At 66.4% G+C, this 16,151-nt stretch carries 16 protein-coding genes and 2 riboswitches; of the genes, 3 read left to right on the top strand and 13 right to left on the bottom strand.

Going from position 1 to position 16,151, the window contains the following annotated elements; genetic code table 11:
• Window positions 1–29: 29 nt before the first annotated feature.
• The 11 genes from gcvP to ACZYSP_RS05670 form a co-directional block, all read right to left on the bottom strand.
• Window positions 30–2,939, bottom strand: a complete 2,910-nt coding sequence (gene gcvP, locus ACZYSP_RS05720) for an aminomethyl-transferring glycine dehydrogenase (RefSeq protein ID WP_354338222.1) — start codon at window positions 2,937–2,939, stop codon at window positions 30–32.
• 51 nt (window positions 2,940–2,990) lie between these two features.
• Window positions 2,991–3,362 (bottom strand): glycine cleavage system protein GcvH, encoded by a 372-nt coding sequence (gene gcvH / locus ACZYSP_RS05715; protein ID WP_093055555.1) that lies wholly within the window; start codon window positions 3,360–3,362, stop codon window positions 2,991–2,993.
• 59 nt (window positions 3,363–3,421) lie between these two features.
• Window positions 3,422–4,594 (bottom strand): glycine cleavage system aminomethyltransferase GcvT, encoded by a 1,173-nt coding sequence (gene gcvT, locus ACZYSP_RS05710; RefSeq protein ID WP_354338224.1) that lies wholly within the window; start codon window positions 4,592–4,594, stop codon window positions 3,422–3,424.
• Between the two features lie 45 nt (window positions 4,595–4,639).
• Window positions 4,640–4,752: riboswitch (glycine riboswitch) on the bottom strand.
• A gap of 12 nt (window positions 4,753–4,764) precedes the next feature.
• Window positions 4,765–4,855: riboswitch (glycine riboswitch) on the bottom strand.
• Between the two features lie 33 nt (window positions 4,856–4,888).
• Complete coding sequence (locus ACZYSP_RS05705; protein ID WP_093073254.1) at window positions 4,889–5,449, bottom strand: hypothetical protein; 561 nt, start codon at window positions 5,447–5,449, stop codon at window positions 4,889–4,891.
• 98 nt (window positions 5,450–5,547) lie between these two features.
• Window positions 5,548–6,012 (bottom strand): L,D-transpeptidase Cds6 family protein, encoded by a 465-nt coding sequence (locus ACZYSP_RS05700; protein ID WP_093073256.1) that lies wholly within the window; start codon window positions 6,010–6,012, stop codon window positions 5,548–5,550.
• 106 nt (window positions 6,013–6,118) lie between these two features.
• Window positions 6,119–7,411: a TRAP transporter large permease gene (locus tag ACZYSP_RS05695; protein ID WP_093055563.1), complete on the bottom strand. Its 1,293-nt coding sequence runs from the start codon at window positions 7,409–7,411 to the stop codon at window positions 6,119–6,121.
• An 11-nt stretch (window positions 7,412–7,422) separates the two neighbouring features.
• A complete protein-coding gene (locus tag ACZYSP_RS05690) occupies window positions 7,423–7,935 on the bottom strand; it encodes a TRAP transporter small permease (protein ID WP_093055565.1) in 513 nt (170 codons plus the stop codon).
• Window positions 7,936–8,032: 97 nt separating this feature from the next.
• Window positions 8,033–9,007 (bottom strand): TRAP transporter substrate-binding protein, encoded by a 975-nt coding sequence (locus ACZYSP_RS05685; protein ID WP_093055567.1) that lies wholly within the window; start codon window positions 9,005–9,007, stop codon window positions 8,033–8,035.
• Window positions 9,008–9,052: 45 nt separating this feature from the next.
• Window positions 9,053–10,072, bottom strand: coding sequence for a D-erythronate dehydrogenase (gene denD, locus ACZYSP_RS05680; RefSeq protein WP_093073258.1), 1,020 nt, complete (start codon window positions 10,070–10,072; stop codon window positions 9,053–9,055).
• 38 nt (window positions 10,073–10,110) lie between these two features.
• Window positions 10,111–10,863 carry an anti-sigma factor gene (locus ACZYSP_RS05675; protein ID WP_354338226.1) on the bottom strand — a complete coding sequence of 251 codons (753 nt, stop codon included), beginning with the start codon at window positions 10,861–10,863 and terminating at the stop codon, window positions 10,111–10,113.
• The gene (locus ACZYSP_RS05670) at window positions 10,860–11,453 is read right to left on the bottom strand and encodes an RNA polymerase sigma factor (protein ID WP_354338228.1); all 594 of its coding nucleotides are present in this window, start codon (window positions 11,451–11,453) and stop codon (window positions 10,860–10,862) included. The genes ACZYSP_RS05675 and ACZYSP_RS05670 overlap by 4 nt, the downstream gene beginning before the upstream one ends.
• A gap of 127 nt (window positions 11,454–11,580) precedes the next feature.
• Here ACZYSP_RS05670 and ACZYSP_RS05665 point away from each other — a divergent pair, with 127 nt between their 5' ends.
• Window positions 11,581–12,117 carry a DUF3455 domain-containing protein gene (locus ACZYSP_RS05665; RefSeq protein WP_354338230.1) on the top strand — a complete coding sequence of 179 codons (537 nt, stop codon included), beginning with the start codon at window positions 11,581–11,583 and terminating at the stop codon, window positions 12,115–12,117.
• A gap of 34 nt (window positions 12,118–12,151) precedes the next feature.
• Here ACZYSP_RS05665 and ACZYSP_RS05660 read toward each other — a convergent pair whose 3' ends face one another.
• The gene (locus tag ACZYSP_RS05660) at window positions 12,152–12,637 is read right to left on the bottom strand and encodes a tetratricopeptide repeat protein (RefSeq protein ID WP_489013081.1); all 486 of its coding nucleotides are present in this window, start codon (window positions 12,635–12,637) and stop codon (window positions 12,152–12,154) included.
• Window positions 12,638–12,827: 190 nt separating this feature from the next.
• On the opposite strand from ACZYSP_RS05660, the gene ACZYSP_RS05655 reads away from it, so the two are divergent.
• The gene (locus ACZYSP_RS05655; protein ID WP_143062536.1) at window positions 12,828–13,415 is read left to right on the top strand and encodes a hypothetical protein; all 588 of its coding nucleotides are present in this window, start codon (window positions 12,828–12,830) and stop codon (window positions 13,413–13,415) included.
• 110 nt (window positions 13,416–13,525) lie between these two features.
• Here ACZYSP_RS05655 and ACZYSP_RS05650 read toward each other — a convergent pair whose 3' ends face one another.
• Window positions 13,526–15,223, bottom strand: a complete 1,698-nt coding sequence (locus tag ACZYSP_RS05650; protein ID WP_093073270.1) for an electron transfer flavoprotein-ubiquinone oxidoreductase — start codon at window positions 15,221–15,223, stop codon at window positions 13,526–13,528.
• A 141-nt stretch (window positions 15,224–15,364) separates the two neighbouring features.
• Between ACZYSP_RS05650 and ACZYSP_RS05645 the strand changes: the two genes are divergently transcribed.
• The gene (locus ACZYSP_RS05645; RefSeq protein WP_093055581.1) at window positions 15,365–16,147 is read left to right on the top strand and encodes an SDR family oxidoreductase; all 783 of its coding nucleotides are present in this window, start codon (window positions 15,365–15,367) and stop codon (window positions 16,145–16,147) included.
• The last annotated feature ends 4 nt before the right edge of the window (window positions 16,148–16,151 follow it).

The raw sequence follows: 16,151 nt of genomic DNA, 5'->3' as shown, positions 1-16,151 counted from the left end.
TGGGTTGCCGCCCGCCTTCTCGGGTTTCGTCAGGCCTCTTCGGTTTCCTTGTAGTCGTCCACGGGCACGCAGCTGCAGAACAGGTTGCGGTCGCCGTACACGTTGTCGACGCGGCCGATGGGCGGCCAGTACTTCGCGTTCTTGAGTTCGGCCAGCGGAAACGCGCCGAGTTCGCGCGAGTACGGGTGGCTCCACTCGGTGCCGAGCAGGCTCGCAGCCGTGTGCGGCGCGTGCTTGAGCGGGTTGTCTTCCTTCGGCCACACGCCTTCTTCGATGCGGCGGATTTCGCCGCGGATGGCGATCATCGCGTCAATGAAGCGGTCGAGCTCGGCCAGCGGCTCGCTCTCGGTCGGCTCGACCATCAGCGTGCCAGGCACGGGGAAGCTCAGCGTGGGCGCGTGAAAGCCGTAGTCGATCAGGCGCTTGGCCACGTCTTCGGCGGTGACGCCGCTGGTGTCCTTCAGCGGGCGCAGGTCGAGGATGCACTCGTGCGCGACGTGCCCGTTGGGGCTCGCGTACAGCGTGGGGTAGTGGTCCTTCAGGCGCGCGCTGATGTAGTTGGCGCTGAGAATGGCCGTTTCGGTCGCAGCCTGCAGGCCCTTGGCGCCCATCATGCGGCAGTACATCCAGCTGATCGGCAGCACGGCCGCATTGCCCAGCGGTGCGGCCGACACGGCGCCCACGCCGTTCGACGGCACGCCGGCCGTCGCGTGGCCAGGCAGGTATGGCACGAGGTCTTCGACCACGCACACCGGGCCCACGCCGGGGCCGCCGCCGCCGTGCGGAATGCAGAAGGTCTTGTGCAGGTTCAGGTGGCTCACGTCGCCGCCGAACTCGCCCGGCGCAGCCACGCCGACCAGCGCGTTCATGTTGGCGCCGTCGACATACACGCGGCCGCCGTGTTCATGCACCAGCTCGCACAGTTCCTTCACGCGGGTTTCGAACACGCCGTGCGTGCTGGGGTAGGTGATCATCACTGCAGCCAGCTTGTCGCTGTGCTTTTCGCAGGCGCGCTTCAGGTCGTCCATGTCGACGTTGCCCTGCGCGTCGCAGGCCGTCACCACCACCTGCAGGCCCACCATCTGCGCGCTCGCGGGGTTGGTGCCGTGTGCGGAAGACGGAATCAGGCAGATGTTGCGGTGGCCCTGGCCCTTGGCTTCATGGAACGAGCGGATGGCCAGCAGGCCTGCGTACTCGCCTTGCGAGCCGGCGTTGGGCTGCAGGCTGATGCCCGCGTAGCCGGTGGCTTCGCACAGCCAGGCGCGCAGCTGGGCGTCGAGCTGGGCATAGCCCTGCTGCTGGTCAGCCGGTGCGAAGGGGTGGATGTTGGCGAACTCGGGCCAGGTGATGGGGATCATCTCGCTCGTCGCGTTGAGCTTCATCGTGCAACTGCCCAGCGGAATCATGCTGCGGTCGAGCGCCAGGTCTTTGTCCGACAGGCTGCGGATGTAGCGCAGCATCGCGGTTTCGCTCTTGTGGGTGTTGAACACCGGGTGTGTGAGAAAGGCGCTGCTGCGGCGAAGGTCTTCGGGGATCAGCGGCGTGGTGCTGCCCGACAGGTCATCGAAGCGCGGCGCCTGCGTGCCGGCGGGCGCGAAGAGGCTCCACAGGGTTTCGACGTCGGCGCGCGTGCTGGTCTCGTCGAGCGAGATGCCCAGGTGCTGTTGCAGGCGCTGGCGCAGGTTGACGCCGGCGGCTTGCGCGCGCTCGATGATCGCCGGCGTGTCTTCGCCGGTGCGGATGGTCAGTGAATCGAACGCGGTGGTGTTGACCGGCTCGCGGCCCATCTGCGTGAGGCCCTTGGCGAGGATTGCCGTGAGCGCTGCCACTCGCTGCGCAATGCGCGTGAGGCCATCGGGCCCGTGGTACACGGCGTACATGCTGGCCACCACGGCCGGCAGCACCTGCGCGGTACAGATGTTGGACGTGGCCTTCTCGCGGCGGATGTGCTGCTCGCGCGTCTGCAGTGCGAGGCGGTATGCGGGCTGGCCGTGCGTGTCGACGCTCACGCCGACCAGGCGGCCCGGCAGCGAGCGCTTGAATTCGTCGCGGCAGGCCAGGTAGGCGGCGTGCGGGCCGCCGTTGCACAGCGGCATGCCGAAGCGCTGCGTGGTGCCGCAGACGATGTCGGCATCGAATTCACCGGGTGCGACGAGCAGCGTGAGCGCCAGCAGGTCGGCCGCGACGATGAGGGCGGCGTCGCACTGATGCGCGTGGCCCGCGAGCGGACGCAGGTCGTGCACGTGGCCGGTGGTGGCGGGGTACTGTGCGAGCGCGGCGAAGAACTCGCCGCTCACCATCAGGTGCGGCAGCGTTTCCGACACGGTGCTCACCTTCACTTCGATGCCCAGAGGCGCGGCGCGCGTCTTGATGACTTCGATGGTCTGGGGATGGCAATCGCCCGACACCAGGAACACGTTGCTCTTGCTCTTCACGCTGCGCTTGGCGAGCGTCATGGCCTCGGCTGCGGCCGTGGCCTCGTCGAGCATCGAGGCGTTGGCGATGGCCATGCCCGTGAGGTCGCACACCATCGTCTGGAAGTTGAGCAGGGCTTCCATGCGGCCCTGCGAGATTTCGGCCTGGTAGGGCGTGTAGGCGGTGTACCAGGCGGGGTTTTCGAGCACGTTGCGCAAGATGACGCCCGGCGTGTGCGTGCCGTAGTAGCCCTGGCCGATGAAGTTCTTGAACACCTTGTTCTTCGACGCCATCACCTTCAGCTCGGCCAGCGCATCGGCTTCGGTTGCCGGTGCGGGCAGGCGCATCGGCTTTGCGCGGCGGATGGCCGCGGGCACGATGCCGTCGATGAGCTCCGCGCGCGTTTCCGAGCCGATCACCGGCAGCATGCGCGCCTCGTCCGCCGCATCGATGCCGATGTGGCGGGCGAGGAATTCTTCGGCGTTCTCTAGTTCTTGCAAAGAGGGAAGGGCGGGCGTCGGCATGGCGGTGAGGGCTCGGGGAGAAGAAGGAAGGTGGCTGAGGAACTCAGCGGATCAGGATTCGGCGGCGAACTTGTCGTAGGAGGCCGCGTCCAGCAGGGCGTCGAGCTGCGCGGGCTCGCTCAGCTTGACCTTGAAGAACCAGCCGGCGGCCAGCGGGTCGCTGTTGGCCAGCGACGGATCGGCGCGCAGCGCTTCGTTCACTTCGGTGATCTCGCCCGACACGGGCATGAACACGTCGGCCGCGGCCTTGACCGATTCGACGACGCCGGCAACTTCGCCTTGCGCAAAGGTCTTGCCGACTTCGGGCAGGTCGACGAACACCACGTCGCCCAGCGCGTCCTGCGCATGCACGGTGATGCCGACGGTGGCTGCGTCGCCTTCGGCCGACACCCATTCGTGGTCCTTGGTGTACTTGATGCTCATGGAAAAACTCCTCGTGGAAAAAATGAATCGGGGTGCAGAGCCTAGCCTGTCGACCAGGCTCAGCCGCGGTAGTAGCGGGTGGGCACGAAAGGCATCGTCGAGACTTCCATCGGCACCGGCTTGCCGCGCACGATGGCCTGCACGCGCGTGCCCGGCTCGGCGAAGGCGGTGGCCACGTAGCCCATGGCGATGCAGCGGTCGGCCGTCGGGCCGAGCAGGCCGCTGGTGACGATGCCGATGTCATGGCCTTCGAAAGATTGCAGCACCGTGCCGTCGCGCACCGGAATGCGTTCGAGGGCGACGAGGCCCACGCGCTTGCGCTTCAGCGTGTCGTGGTCGGTGTGGCCGGCAGCGCCTGCGGCAGCTACGGCAAGCTGCGCGAGGATCTTTGCCGCGCCTGGAAAGCCGCCTTCGCGCGCGCCGCCCGTGCGGCGCACCTTCTGCATCGCCCAGTTGAGCGAGGCCTCGACAGGCGTGGTGGTGGTGTCGATGTCGTTGCCGTAGAGGCAAAGCCCGGCTTCGAGCCGCAGCGAATTGCGCGCGCCCAGGCCGATGGGCTTGACCTCGGGCTGGGCCAGCAGCAGGCGGGCCAGCGCCTCGGCGTCCTTGGCGGCCACCGAGATCTCGAATCCGTCTTCGCCGGTGTAGCCGCTGCGGGTGACGAAGGCGGCAATGCCGCCGATCTGCACCGCGCCGCCCGTCATGAACACGAAGCGCTCGATGCCGGGCGACAGCCGCGCCAGCGTGGCCGCGGCCTGCGGGCCCTGCAGCGCGAGCAGGGCGTGGTCGGGCAGGGGCTGCACTTGGCAGCGGCTGCCGATCTTCTGCTGGATGTGGGCGATGTCGGCCACCTTGCAGGCGCCGTTGACGATCACGAAGATCGAGCCGTTGCCTTCATTGAAGAACATCAGGTCGTCGAGGATGCCGCCTTCGTCGTTCAGCAGCAGGCCGTAGCGCTGCTTGCCGGCGGGCAGGTCGACCACGTCGACGGGCATCAGGGTTTCGAAAGCCGCCGCCGCATCGGGCCCGACGAGGCGCAGCTGGCCCATATGGGAGATGTCGAACAGGCCGGCCGCGTCGCGCGTGTGCTTGTGCTCGGCCATCAGGCCGGCGGGGTACTGCACCGGCATCGAATAGCCGGCAAAGGGCACCATGCGGGCACCGAGCTCCACGTGGAGGTCGTACAGCGGCGTCTTGAGAAGTTCGGTAGCGGGGGCGGAAGAAGCAGCCACGGGGCACTCCAAAGGGGCAGACGAAATCCATGACGCAAGCCATGGGCCACCCCTGCTGTCCGCTTTACCTGAGAGATTCGCCCCACGATCGGGGTTTGCTCCTTCGGTGGGCCGATGGGCAGTTTTCACTGCAACGGCCTCTCTCCAGCAAGGAAACGCCGGTGTTCACCGGCGCCTTGTCAGTCCTTTTGCCTGAGCGTTCGGGAAACCCCTGCGCCTTCGGCGGCCCCGGCACGCGGGGCTCTCTCCTGACCCTGGCGAGTGTAGTGGATCGCGCGGGGCCGGGGTTCGGCGTCAGTGGATGATTTCGGCCGGCGGCAGCAGCTTGTCGATGCGCTCGCGCAGCGATTCGGCCCGCTCCACCCCGGCGGTTTTCTCGATCTCGGTGAGCATCAGCGCGGCGATGGTCAGCATCGCCTCGCGGTCGCGGGCCTCGCGCAGGGCGTCGCGCATCTGCAGCGCGAATTTCGGGTCGCGCCGCACGAACATGCGCTCGCAGATGTCGAACAGGAACATGCGCGTGGTGGCCAGCGAGCGCTTGCCGTCGAAGGTGTCGGCCGAGGTGGTGGCGACCTGGATCGGCTCGGCGGCGGCGATAGGCGCGGGCCGGGCGGGGGCTGCTACCGGTGCGGGCGCCGGTGCCGCAGCAGCAGCCTGCGGGGCCTGCAGGTAACCCCGCTGCACCAGCGCCTGGATCGCCTGTTCGGCTTCAACCCGGTTGGAGAACAGCGGACTGAAGTCGGTCAGCGAGCGCCGGCCATCGGCCATCAGCAGCAGGGCGCGCTCACGCTGGCTGAGCGTGCGCTGTCCGCCCTGGAGTTCGTCGCGCGCCTTGTCGGTCTTGGTGGGAAACATGGCAGCCACAGCTTTCGGGAATCGAGGGCTGCAGCATCGTTGCAAGTGGTGACATCTTCATGAACCGTTTGCCTTACAGGGGCAATCGCGGCTGGCCTTCAGCCCGCGCTTTCCTTGCGTATGAGCCACTGGTTGCCCACGCGCTGCAATTCCAGCGTCTTGCGGCTCTTCTCGCGCAGCTTGTCGGCGCTGTAGGTCTGTTGAAAGCTCGCGCTGGCCGCCTGCCCCTGGACGCTGATGACCAGGCTGTCGATGCTCACGCTGATGGTCGTCTTGTCGGTAATGCGCGCGCGGCGGTCCGCCTCCCAGGCCTTGCGGTCCTGGCCTCGCGGCGGCGTGAAGTCGGGTGCATAGGCGGCCAGGTAGCGCACCACGTCCCGGGCTGACCAGGCCGCGGCCCAGGCGCGCACGGCGGCTTCGACTTCGCGGATGCTGGAGGCGGGATCGGCCGGCGCTGCTGCCGATACGGGGGCTGGTGCCGCGGCGGGCGTTGCGGGCGGGGCGCCGAAGGCAGCCGGAGCCAGCAAGGCGCCGCCCAGCAGGCAGCTCAGGAATCGATTCATGGCGCAGTCCCCTCCTTGTCGGTTGTTGGCCCTTGGCCCGTCGCCCGATTCTGGCAGTGAACATCCGCCGATTCACCGGGCCGATCAGGCCCCGGAGCCCGGGCCGCTACTTGAACCCGAGCACGTGCGGCAGCCACGTGCTCAGCGCGGGCACGAAGGTCAGGATGACCAGCACCGCCCCATGGGCCCAAAGGAACGGCACCAGCTCCTTCACCAGCGCCGACATCGGCACCTTCGACACGTTGCAGGTCACGAACAGCAGCCCGCCCACCGGCGGCGTGATCATGCCCAGCGTGAGGTTGAAGATCACGATCATCGCGAAGTGCACCGGGTCCACACCCAGCTTGATGGCCACCGGCGCAAGGATCGGCGCCAGCACCATCACACCCGGCAGCGGCTCGATGAAGATGCCGAACAGCAGCAGGAACACGTTGACGATGATCAGGAACATCCACGGCGAGAGGTTCATGCTGATGAGCCATTCGGCCATCTGCTGCGGAATGCCCTCGATGGTCAGCACCCACGCGAACGAGGCCGACAGCCCGATGATGATCAGCACCGAAGCCGACAGCAGGGCAGAGCGCGAGAGGATGTCGGGCAGCATCTTCCACTCGAGCGTGCGGTAGACGAACTTGCCGCACACCAGCGCATAGAACACCGCCACCACCGAGGCCTCGGTCGGCGTGAACCAGCCGGCGCGCATGCCGCCCAGGATCACCACCGGCAGCAGGATCGCAGGAATCGCCTTCCAGGTCGTGACCAGGATCTCGCGCAGCGGAGGCGTTTGCCCATCGCCCTTGTAGTTGCGCTTTTTCGAGACGTAGAAGTTCACGACGCACATCGCCACCGCGATCAGGATGCCCGGCATGATGCCGGCCGCGAACAGCGTGCCGACCGATACGCTCTCGTCCTGCAGCGCGTAGATGATCATGATGATCGAGGGCGGAATGATCGGCCCGACGATGGCGGTCGAGGCCGTGAGCGCCGCCGCGTACGAGCGGTCGTAGCCGGCCTTGTCCATCATCTTGATGAGCATCGACCCCGGCCCCGCCGCGTCGGCCAGCGCCGAGCCCGAGATGCCCGAAAAGAAGGTCAGCGACACCACGTTGGTGTAGCCCAGCCCGCCGCGTCGGTGGCCCACGAACTGGCCTGCGAAGCGCAGCAGCACCTCGGTGAGCGAGCCGCCGCTCATGAGTTCGGCCGCAAGAATGAAGAAGGGCACCGCCATCAGCGGAAAGCTGTCGATGCCGGTGAAGGTTTCCTTCAGCAGCACCATCAGCGGGTAGTTCTCCGCGAGGATCAGCGTGGTAACGGTGGAAAGGCCCAGCGCAAAGGCCACCGGCACGCCGATGGCCAGGAAAATGCAGGCGGAAACGATCAGAACAATGCTGGCATCCATGGTCGTTCTCCTTACAGCGATGCCGAGGCGTTGGCGTCGAAGTGCGCGTCGGACGCGAACTCCCTGCGCAGCACGTAGCCGCGCACCACCAGCAGCCAGTGCACGATCAACAAGATGCCGCCGAACAGCATCGCGCTGTAGATGTAGGCGAACGGAATCTGAGTCACGGCAGTGAGCTGGAACATCGTGCGTTCCATGTACAGCCAGCCGTACCAGACCATGAAGCCGAAGAATGCGAAGAGCAGCCCGGCGACGACGATGCGCACCGCGACGGCCGCGCTGCGGGGCAAGGCGTCCTGCAGGTTCTCGACCGCGATGTGCCCGCCGTAGCGCAGCACCGGCCCGGCGCCCAGGAAGGTGAGCCAGATCATCATGTGGCGCGACACCTCCTCGGCCCATTCGAGCGACTGGCTCGTGGTGTAGCGCAGCACGACGTTGGTGAAGATGATGACCGACATGGCGGCCAGCAGAAGAATCAGCGCCCAGCGGTTGGCGGCGAGAAAGTAGCGCTCGAAGGCTTGCACTTTGTGTTGTTCTCTGTTCTGTCTGAAAAACGAAGCGCCCGGCGCACGCATGCGTGCCGGGCGCGTTGCCGGAGGGCCGGCCGTTGCGGCTCAGGGCTTACTTGACGTCCGTGATCTTCTTGATGTTGTCCGCGCCGAATTCCTTGGCGTAGCTCACGTAGGCGGGCTTCAGCGCCTCGCGGAAGGCGGCGCCGTCGACGGTGCGCGTGACCTTCATGCCGTCTTTCTCGAGCTGGGCAATGCCGTTGTTCTCGTCGTCGTTGACCTTCTTGCGCTGGGCAATGGCGGCCTTCTTCGCGGCTTCGGTGAATACCTTCTTGTCGGCGTCAGACAGCTTGTTCCACACCTTCGGCGACAGCAGAAGCAGCGCCGGCGAGTACACGTGGCCCGTGAGCGAGAGGTGCTTTTGCACCTGCGAGAACTTCGACGACAGGATCACCGGAATCGGGTTCTCCTGCCCGTCGACCGTGCCTTGCTGCAGCGCGCCGAACAGTTCAGGGAAAGCCATGGGCGTGGGCAGGATGCCGAAGGTGCGGTAGCCGTCCATGTGCACCTTGTTTTCCATGGTGCGCATCTTCAGGCCGGCTGCGTCGCTGGGCTTGACGATGTCGCGCTTGCTGTTCGTCATGTGGCGAAAGCCGTTCTCCGTCCAGGCCAGCGCGATGATGCCCTTGCTCGGGAACTTGGTCAGGATGTCCTGGCCGATGGGGCCGTCCATGACTTTGCGCGCATGGTCGTAGTCGCGAAACAGGAACGGAATGTCGACGATCTTGACCTCGGGCACGAAGTTGCCCACCGGACCGGTCGAGGTGTTGACCAGGTCCTGCGTGCCGAGCTGGATGGCCTCGATCTGCTCGCGCTCGCCGCCGAGTGCCGAGTTGGCGAAGTGCTGGCACTTGTAGCGGCCTTGGGTGCCTTTCTCGATTTCTTCGCAGAACACCGTGGAGCCCACGCCATAGTGCGACTCCTTGGAGGTCGCATAGCCGATCTTCAGAACGGTCGGTTGCTGCGCGAAGGCGGAAGTGCCCAGGGCAAGCGAAAGGCAGGCGGCGGCGATGTGGCCGAGTTTCATGATGTCTCCGGGGGTTGGGGTCAGGTGCGCGTCAGGCGCAACGGACTATGCAACACCCGGGAGCTTTACCGCGTCGGGATTTTCACGGACGTACTCGCGAATGACGGCCTCGAAGTTTTCGTCGGACGTGAGCCCCAGCGCCCTCGCGCGCACGGTATCGATGTGGCCCGGCCAGGTCTTCACGATTCGCTGGATCGTCGGGTCGGGTGTGCGGTCCAGCAGGGCGGTGGCGGCCTTGCCGGCCACGCGCTCCAGCGCCGCGGCCATTTCGCCGACCGTGGTGGCGAGAGAGGGCAGGTTGAGCGCGGTGCGCGGGCCCCACTGCGCATCGCTGGCCTCGGCGGCGCGGATGATGCCTTCGATGGTGCGCGCCGGTGACGCAATGGCGACAGGCGTTGCGTCGGGCACGGGGCAGGCGGCGGGCAACCCGGCCAGCGGCTCGCGGATCATGCCGCTGAAGAAGCCCGAGGCCGCGCCGTTGGGCTTGCCCGGGCGCACGCTCACTGTCATGAGCCGCACGCTGCGCCCGCGCACGAAGCCCTTGCGCGTGAAATCGGCCACCAGCTGTTCACCAATGAATTTCTGGATGCCGTAGCTGGTCTGCGGCGTGGGCAGCGTGTGGTCTTCGATCACCTTCGGCAGCGGCTGCTCGGGCGAATCGCCGAACACTGCGAGCGAACTGGCGAACACCAGCACGGGTTTCGTGCCGAGCGTGCGTACTTTTTCGAGCAAGGCATGCGTGGCCGCGAAGTTGCTGCGCATGCCGAGGTCGAAGTCGGCTTCGCATTCACCGCTCACCGCGGCGGCCAGGTGGAAGATGGCATCGGCTTCGCGCCAGACGGTGGCATCTGCGTCAGCGGCGAGCTGTGCGTTCAGGTCGCCCGTCACGGTGGTGATGCGCGCATCGGCCGCGAGGTCGGCGGGAGCGCCCGCGCGGTCGACCAGCGTGATGCGTTCGATGGGCTGGGCCGGTGCGCCGGCCAGCGAAAGCTTGCCTTGCTTCAACAGCGTGCGTGCGAGGCGCGCGCCCAGAAAACCGGCGCCGCCGGTGATGACGATCTGCATGGGTTTTGTCTCCTGTGAGCCGCAAGAATAAGCGAGGCTCACCAGAGCTTGGCGCAGGCGCCGCTCAACACTACGTCGGCGCTGGGAGCCGCGGGCGAGGCGCTGCGCTCGCGCGTCACGACGAGTCGCGAGACCTTCGACAGAAGTTTCTCGGAGGTGTCGGGCAGCGTCAGCGTGCCAGCGCCGCTCGCGGGCACCGTGCCGATGGCGAAGGGCGCTGCATCGGCGGGCAAGGCCCACAGCACGAGCCGTTCATCGCCCGAAACGGGCAGCGCCGTCGCACCCAGCACCTTCAGCGTGACCGTGCGGCCATGCCGCAGCGAACTGACCAGCAATCGGCCCCGGCCCTCGGTGTCGGTGAGCACACCCACATAGCTTTGCGGCAGCCGCTCGCCCGTGCGCATCGCGAGTTGGTCGCTCGTGATGAAGGTGCCGGGCACGGCAAGGAACAGCGCGCTTGCGGCGATGACGCCCGCCACGAGCCCGCCGAAGCTGAAGCCTGCGGGCCGCAGCCAGCTGGTCCAGCGAGAAGGCCGCGCCTGTCGTGCTTGCTGTGCTTGGGCGGGTTGGGTGCGTGCGGCGATCGCGCGCCAGAGATCGGCCGAAGGCTTGCGCTGCGGCACCGACAGGGCCAGCTGCCCGAGCCGCTGCTCCCATTGCGCGACCACGTCGCGCACGTCCGCGCGATCGCGCATCAGCCGCTCGAAGCGCCGCCGCGCGCCGCCCTCGAGCGTGCCCAATGCGTAGGCCGATGCCAGTGCATCGAGCAGGCGGGCGTCGGTGTATCTCATGGCGCCACCCCTTGCGCGCTCAGGCAGGCGCGCAGCTTGTCGAGCCCGCGCCGGATCCAGGCCTTGACCGTGCCGAGCGGCGCATTCATCTGTGCAGCCACCTCGGTGTGCGACAGGCCCTGGTAGTAGGCAAGCGCCAGGCTCTGGCGGAAGCTGCCGTCGAGCGCAGACATGCAGCCATCGATGCGAAGCGCATGCATGGCCTGGTCGAACAGCTGCGCTGCGCCGGGGGCCGGGTCGGCTGCCGTATCGGCCTCGGTTTCTGCCTCGCCGTCCGGACCCGTGGCCAGCGGTTGTTCGTGGGTGTTGCGCCGCTTGCGCGCGCGCAGCGCGTCCAGCGCCTTGTTGCGCACGATCGCGATCAGCCAGGTGATGGGCTGGATCTCTTGCCCGTCGACGCTGGAGCGATAGCCGCCCGCGTTTTTCCAGATGCTCACATAGGCCTCTTGCAGCACGTCTTCGGCCGCCTGTTCATTGCCCAACATACGAACCGCGACGCCGAACAGATGCAGGTGCGTGCGTTCGTAGATCTGGGCAAAGCACGCGTGGTCGCCACGGGCCGCGCCGGCGATCAGGTCTTGCAGGCTCATCAGAATATTTCTATTCATGCGGGCGAGTATTGCATCCGTTCCTGCGTGCGTGTCGTTTCTGGAGAAGGGCCGGATGATCCGGTCCGCACTCGTTCGTTTATCTTTTCTTCTTGAACCGGGAAATGCCATGACATTGAAATCGACGCGAATTCTTCCCTCGTGCACTGCCCTGCTGGGCGCCGCCTTGCTTGCCGCTTGCGCATCGCCAGCCACCGAGCTGCCGGCCGCCATCAGGGCATCCGATGGCGAACGCGCCGCCTTCACCTGGCACGCAGTGGGCGTGCAGATCTACGAATGCAAGGTCGGCGACAAGGGCGCGCTGGCCTGGCAGTTCGTGGCGCCCGAGGCGGAGCTTTACGGCCCCGGCGGCGCCAAAGCCGGCACGCACGGCGCGGGGCCCAACTGGACCGCACTGGACGGCAGCAAGACGCTGGGCACGGTGAAGGCCCGCGCCAACGGCCAGCGCGAGGCCGACATTCCGTGGCTGCTGCTGTCCGCCAAGTCGGCCGGCGGTCCCGGCAAGTTGGCCGATGTCACCGGCGTGCAGCGCATCAATACCCTTGGCGGCACTGCGCCGGCAAAGGGGTGCGAGGCGCAGGCCGATGCAGGCAAGCGCATCCGGCAGGACTACAGCGCGGACTACGTCTTCCTGGTTGCCAAGTAGCCGCATGAGGCGGGCCGGCCGGCCCGCCTCATGCTCAGCTCGTCTTGGCGCCACCGGCCTTGAAGCTTTCGACGGAAGCCTTCAGGTCCTTGTACTCGGGGCAAGCCATGTTGCAGGCCTGGCCCAGCGCGGCAAGACGCTGCTCGGCCTTGGGCAGGTCACCCATCGAGATGTACAGCTCGCCCGAATATTCGAGCGCACCGACGTGCTTCGGATCGATCTTCAGCGCGGCGTCGTAGTACTTCTCCGAGGCGGCCCACTTGCCGGCGCCGGACTTGCGCAGGGTGTAGCCCATGAGGTTGTTCCAGTCGGCATTGCCGGTGTCGTTGACGCGTTCGAGTTCGCTGATGGCTGCAGTCCACTTGCTGTCGGCAATCAGCGCGCGGGCGGCGGACAGCTTGTTGGCAGGCGCGGCCTTGGTGGCCGGCGCAGGAGCGGGGGCTGGGTCGGCGGCGAGCGCGTGGCCGGCGGCGACGGTCAGAGCGGCGGCGATGGCGATGCGGTGGAGCAGGGTGTTCATGGCGAAAGATCCTCTTCGATAGGTTGAATGGGTTGGCGGACTGCGACGTGCATCGCCGTCCTGATTCCATTTACGCCACGGGTTTCCGAACGGACGCATCGCCGCGAAAAAAACGGACGAGAGGTTCCTGTCGTGCTCCTGCCTCGTAAAAGTTCGCGCTTAAAGTACCCGCTGGAGCGGAGGACCAACCATGAACAGCAGATTTGAAGTGCCAGATGTGGGGCCCGGTGCGCACCAAGCCAATCCTTACGCGCCGCCCGAGGCCCCAGTCGATCGGGCACCGCCACAGCGGCCTGCAGCAAGGAAGCCGATCGCGGCCTGGCTTCTGCAACTTCTTGCGGTGGTTGTCGGTGGGCTGTCGGCGCTCGGTATCTGGCGTCTCATGGCCTACCTGGTGCAGAACCCGCAGATTGAAGCGGGCGGCATGCTGTTGTTCTTCGACTTCGCATGGCGCTTGGGACTCGTCGCGAGCGCCGTTGGCGCACTGATCGGCACGCAACGGCGCACCGCCTATGGACGGTGGCTGGGCTTGCTGTTGCTCGCTGCGGCGGTCGTGTTGCTTGCATATCTGAAGCTCGGCCTGCCTTTCATGTCGACGCGCAACTCGTATTGGCGCCTCGCTCCTTCGAGCACAAGCGTGGACAACTCGGCGGAGGCAGCGGGCATCGTGCTGCTGTTCGGCCTCATGGCGTGGTGGGTGTACGCCTTCGGCTTCTCGGCCAAGGCCCGCAAGTTCTTCAGGGTCACGCCTCGCGTGGAGTCCACTGGTCCCCGCTAAAGGTCGGGGCCAGCAGCACTCGGTGGCCTTCGCGCGCACCCCCGAACGCAAACAGCACCGAAACGAAAAAGCCCTCCGAAGAGGGCTTTGCCACACAAGCGCAGAGCGCCTTACATCCCCACGTAGTTCGGCCCGCCACCGCCCTCAGGCGTAACCCACACGATGTTCTGCGTCGGATCCTTGATGTCGCAGGTCTTGCAGTGCACGCAGTTCTGCGCGTTGATCTGCAGGCGCTGCTTGCCGTCTTCCGTGCCGACGAACTCGTACACGCCGGCCGGGCAGTAGCGGCTCTCAGGGCCCGCGAACTTGGCGAGATTGACGTTGACCGGCACCGTCGCGTCCTTCAGCGTCAGGTGGGCCGGCTGCTGCTCTTCATGGTTCGTGTTGCTGATGAACACGCTGGAGAGACGATCGAAGGTGAGCTTGCCGTCCGGCTTCGGATAGACGATGGGCTTGCACTCCGCCGCGGGCTTCAGGTACTGGTGGTCGGGCTTGTTGCGGTGCAGCGTCCACGGAATGTGGCCCTTGAGCAGCCATTGCTCGATGCCGTTCATGAAAGTTGCAATGCCCAGGCCCTTCTTGAACCAGGCCTTGAAGTTGCGCGCCTTGTTCAGCTCGGCGTGCAGCCAGCTCTTCTCGAAGGCGGCCGGGTAGGCCGTGAGCTCGTCGTGCTGGCGGCCGGCTGTGACCGCGTCGAAGGCGGCCTCGGCGCACAGCATGCCGGTCTTGATGGCGGCGTGGCTGCCCTTGATGCGGCTCACGTTGAGGTAGCCGGCCTCGCAGCCGACCAGTGCGCCGCCCGGGAACACCGTCTTGGGCAGCGACATCAGGCCGCCGGCCGTGATGGCGCGCGCGCCGTAGCCGATGCGCTTGGCCGGCTTGATGCCCTTGGCCTCGTCGCCTTCGAGGTACCAGCGGATGTTGGGGTGCAGCTTCCAGCGCTGCATTTCCTCGAACGGGCTCAGGTAGGGGTTGCTGTAGTCCAGTCCCGTGATGAAGCCCATGGTGACCTTGTTGTCCTCCATGTGATAGAGGAAGGCGCCGCCGTAGGTGTTGTTGTCCATCGGCCAGCCGGCGGTGTGCAGCACGAAGCCGGGCTGGTGGCGCTTGGGGTCGATTTCCCAGACTTCCTTCACGCCGAGGCCGTAGGTCTGCGGGTCTTTACCTGCGTCGAGCTTGTACTTTGCGATGAGCTGGCGGCCCAGGTGGCCGCGCGCGCCTTCGGCGAACACCGTGTATTTGCCCAGCAGCTCCATACCGAGCTGGAAGTTCTCGGTCGGTTCGCCGTCCTTGCCGACACCCATGTTGCCGGTGGCCACGCCGCGCACCGAACCGTCTTCGTTGTAGAGCACTTCAGCGGCAGGAAAGCCTGGGAAGATCTCGACGCCGAGATTTTCAGCCTGTTGCGCCAGCCACTTGGTGAAGGCGCCCAGGCTGATGATGTAGTTGCCGTGGTTCTGGAAGCAGGCCGGCAGGAAGAGGTTGGGAGTGCGCAGGCTCGACTTCTCGCCCAGGAACACCATCGCGTCGTCTGTCACCGGCTGGTTCAGCGGGGCGCCCAGTTCCTTCCAGTCGGGCAGTAGTTCGTTGAGCGCGCGCGGGTCCATGATGGCGCCCGAGAGGATGTGCGCGCCGGGCTCCGAGCCCTTTTCGAGCACCACGACCGAGATCTCTTTTTCGTGCTGCGCGGCGAGTTGCTTGAGCCGGATCGCGGTCGAGAGGCCGGCCGGGCCGCCACCGACCACGACCACGTCGTATTCCATGGCTTCGCGAGGGCCGAACTGGGCGAGGATTTCGTCGTGGGTCATGTGGGTTGGGTCGATAATGATTTTTCGAGGCGCGGGGCTTCCCGGGTTGCGGGGCATTTTATGCGGCGTCCACGGGCGGTCCGTGTCACTCGTGGGCGGGGCGCTTGGGCGTCACCTGCGCGACTCCACAGGATTCAGTTCATGGCATACAGCATCGATCTTTCCGGCCGCGTGGCCTTCGTCACCGGCGCCTCCAGCGGGCTCGGCGCCCAGTTCGCGAAAACCCTGGCTCGTGCGGGCGCCGCGGTGGTGCTGGCCAGCCGCCGCGTCGAGAAGCTCAAGGAGCTGCGCGCACGCATCGAAGGCGAGGGCGGCGACGCCCACGTGGTCGAGCTCGACGTGACCGACATCGGCAGCATCAAGGCGGCGGTCGCGCGTGCCGAGACAGAGGTGGGCGCCATCGACATCCTGGTCAACAACTCGGGCGTGAGCACCACACAGCGCCTGCAGGACGTGACTCCCGACGACTACGACTACATCTTCGACACCAACGTGAAGGGCTCCTTCTTCGTGGCGCAAGAGGTCGGCAAGCGCATGCTGGCGCGCGCCCAGGGCACGGCGCCTGGCACCTACATCGGTGGGCGCATCATCAACATTGCGTCGGCGGCGGCGCTCAAGGTCATGCCGCAGATCGGCACGTACTGCATGAGCAAGATCGCCGTGGTGCAGATGACCAAGGCCATGGCGCTCGAATGGGGTCGCTTCGGCATCAACGTGAACGCGCTGTGCCCGGGCTACATCACGACCGAGCTCAACGAGGAACACTGGAGCACCGAAGGCGGCGCCAAGCTGGTCAACATGCTGCCGCGCAAGCGCGTGGGCAAGCCCGAAGACCTGGACGGCCTGATCGTGCTGCTGGCCAGCGGCCAGAGCCACTTCGTGAACGGCGCCGTCATCGCGGCCGACGACGGGTTCTCGCTCTGAGTCC

It is taken from the genome of Variovorax sp. F042 (assembly GCF_057814215.1).
The sequence above is the reverse complement of the archived record's forward strand: the minus strand, read 5'-3'. Positions and strand labels throughout refer to the sequence as shown.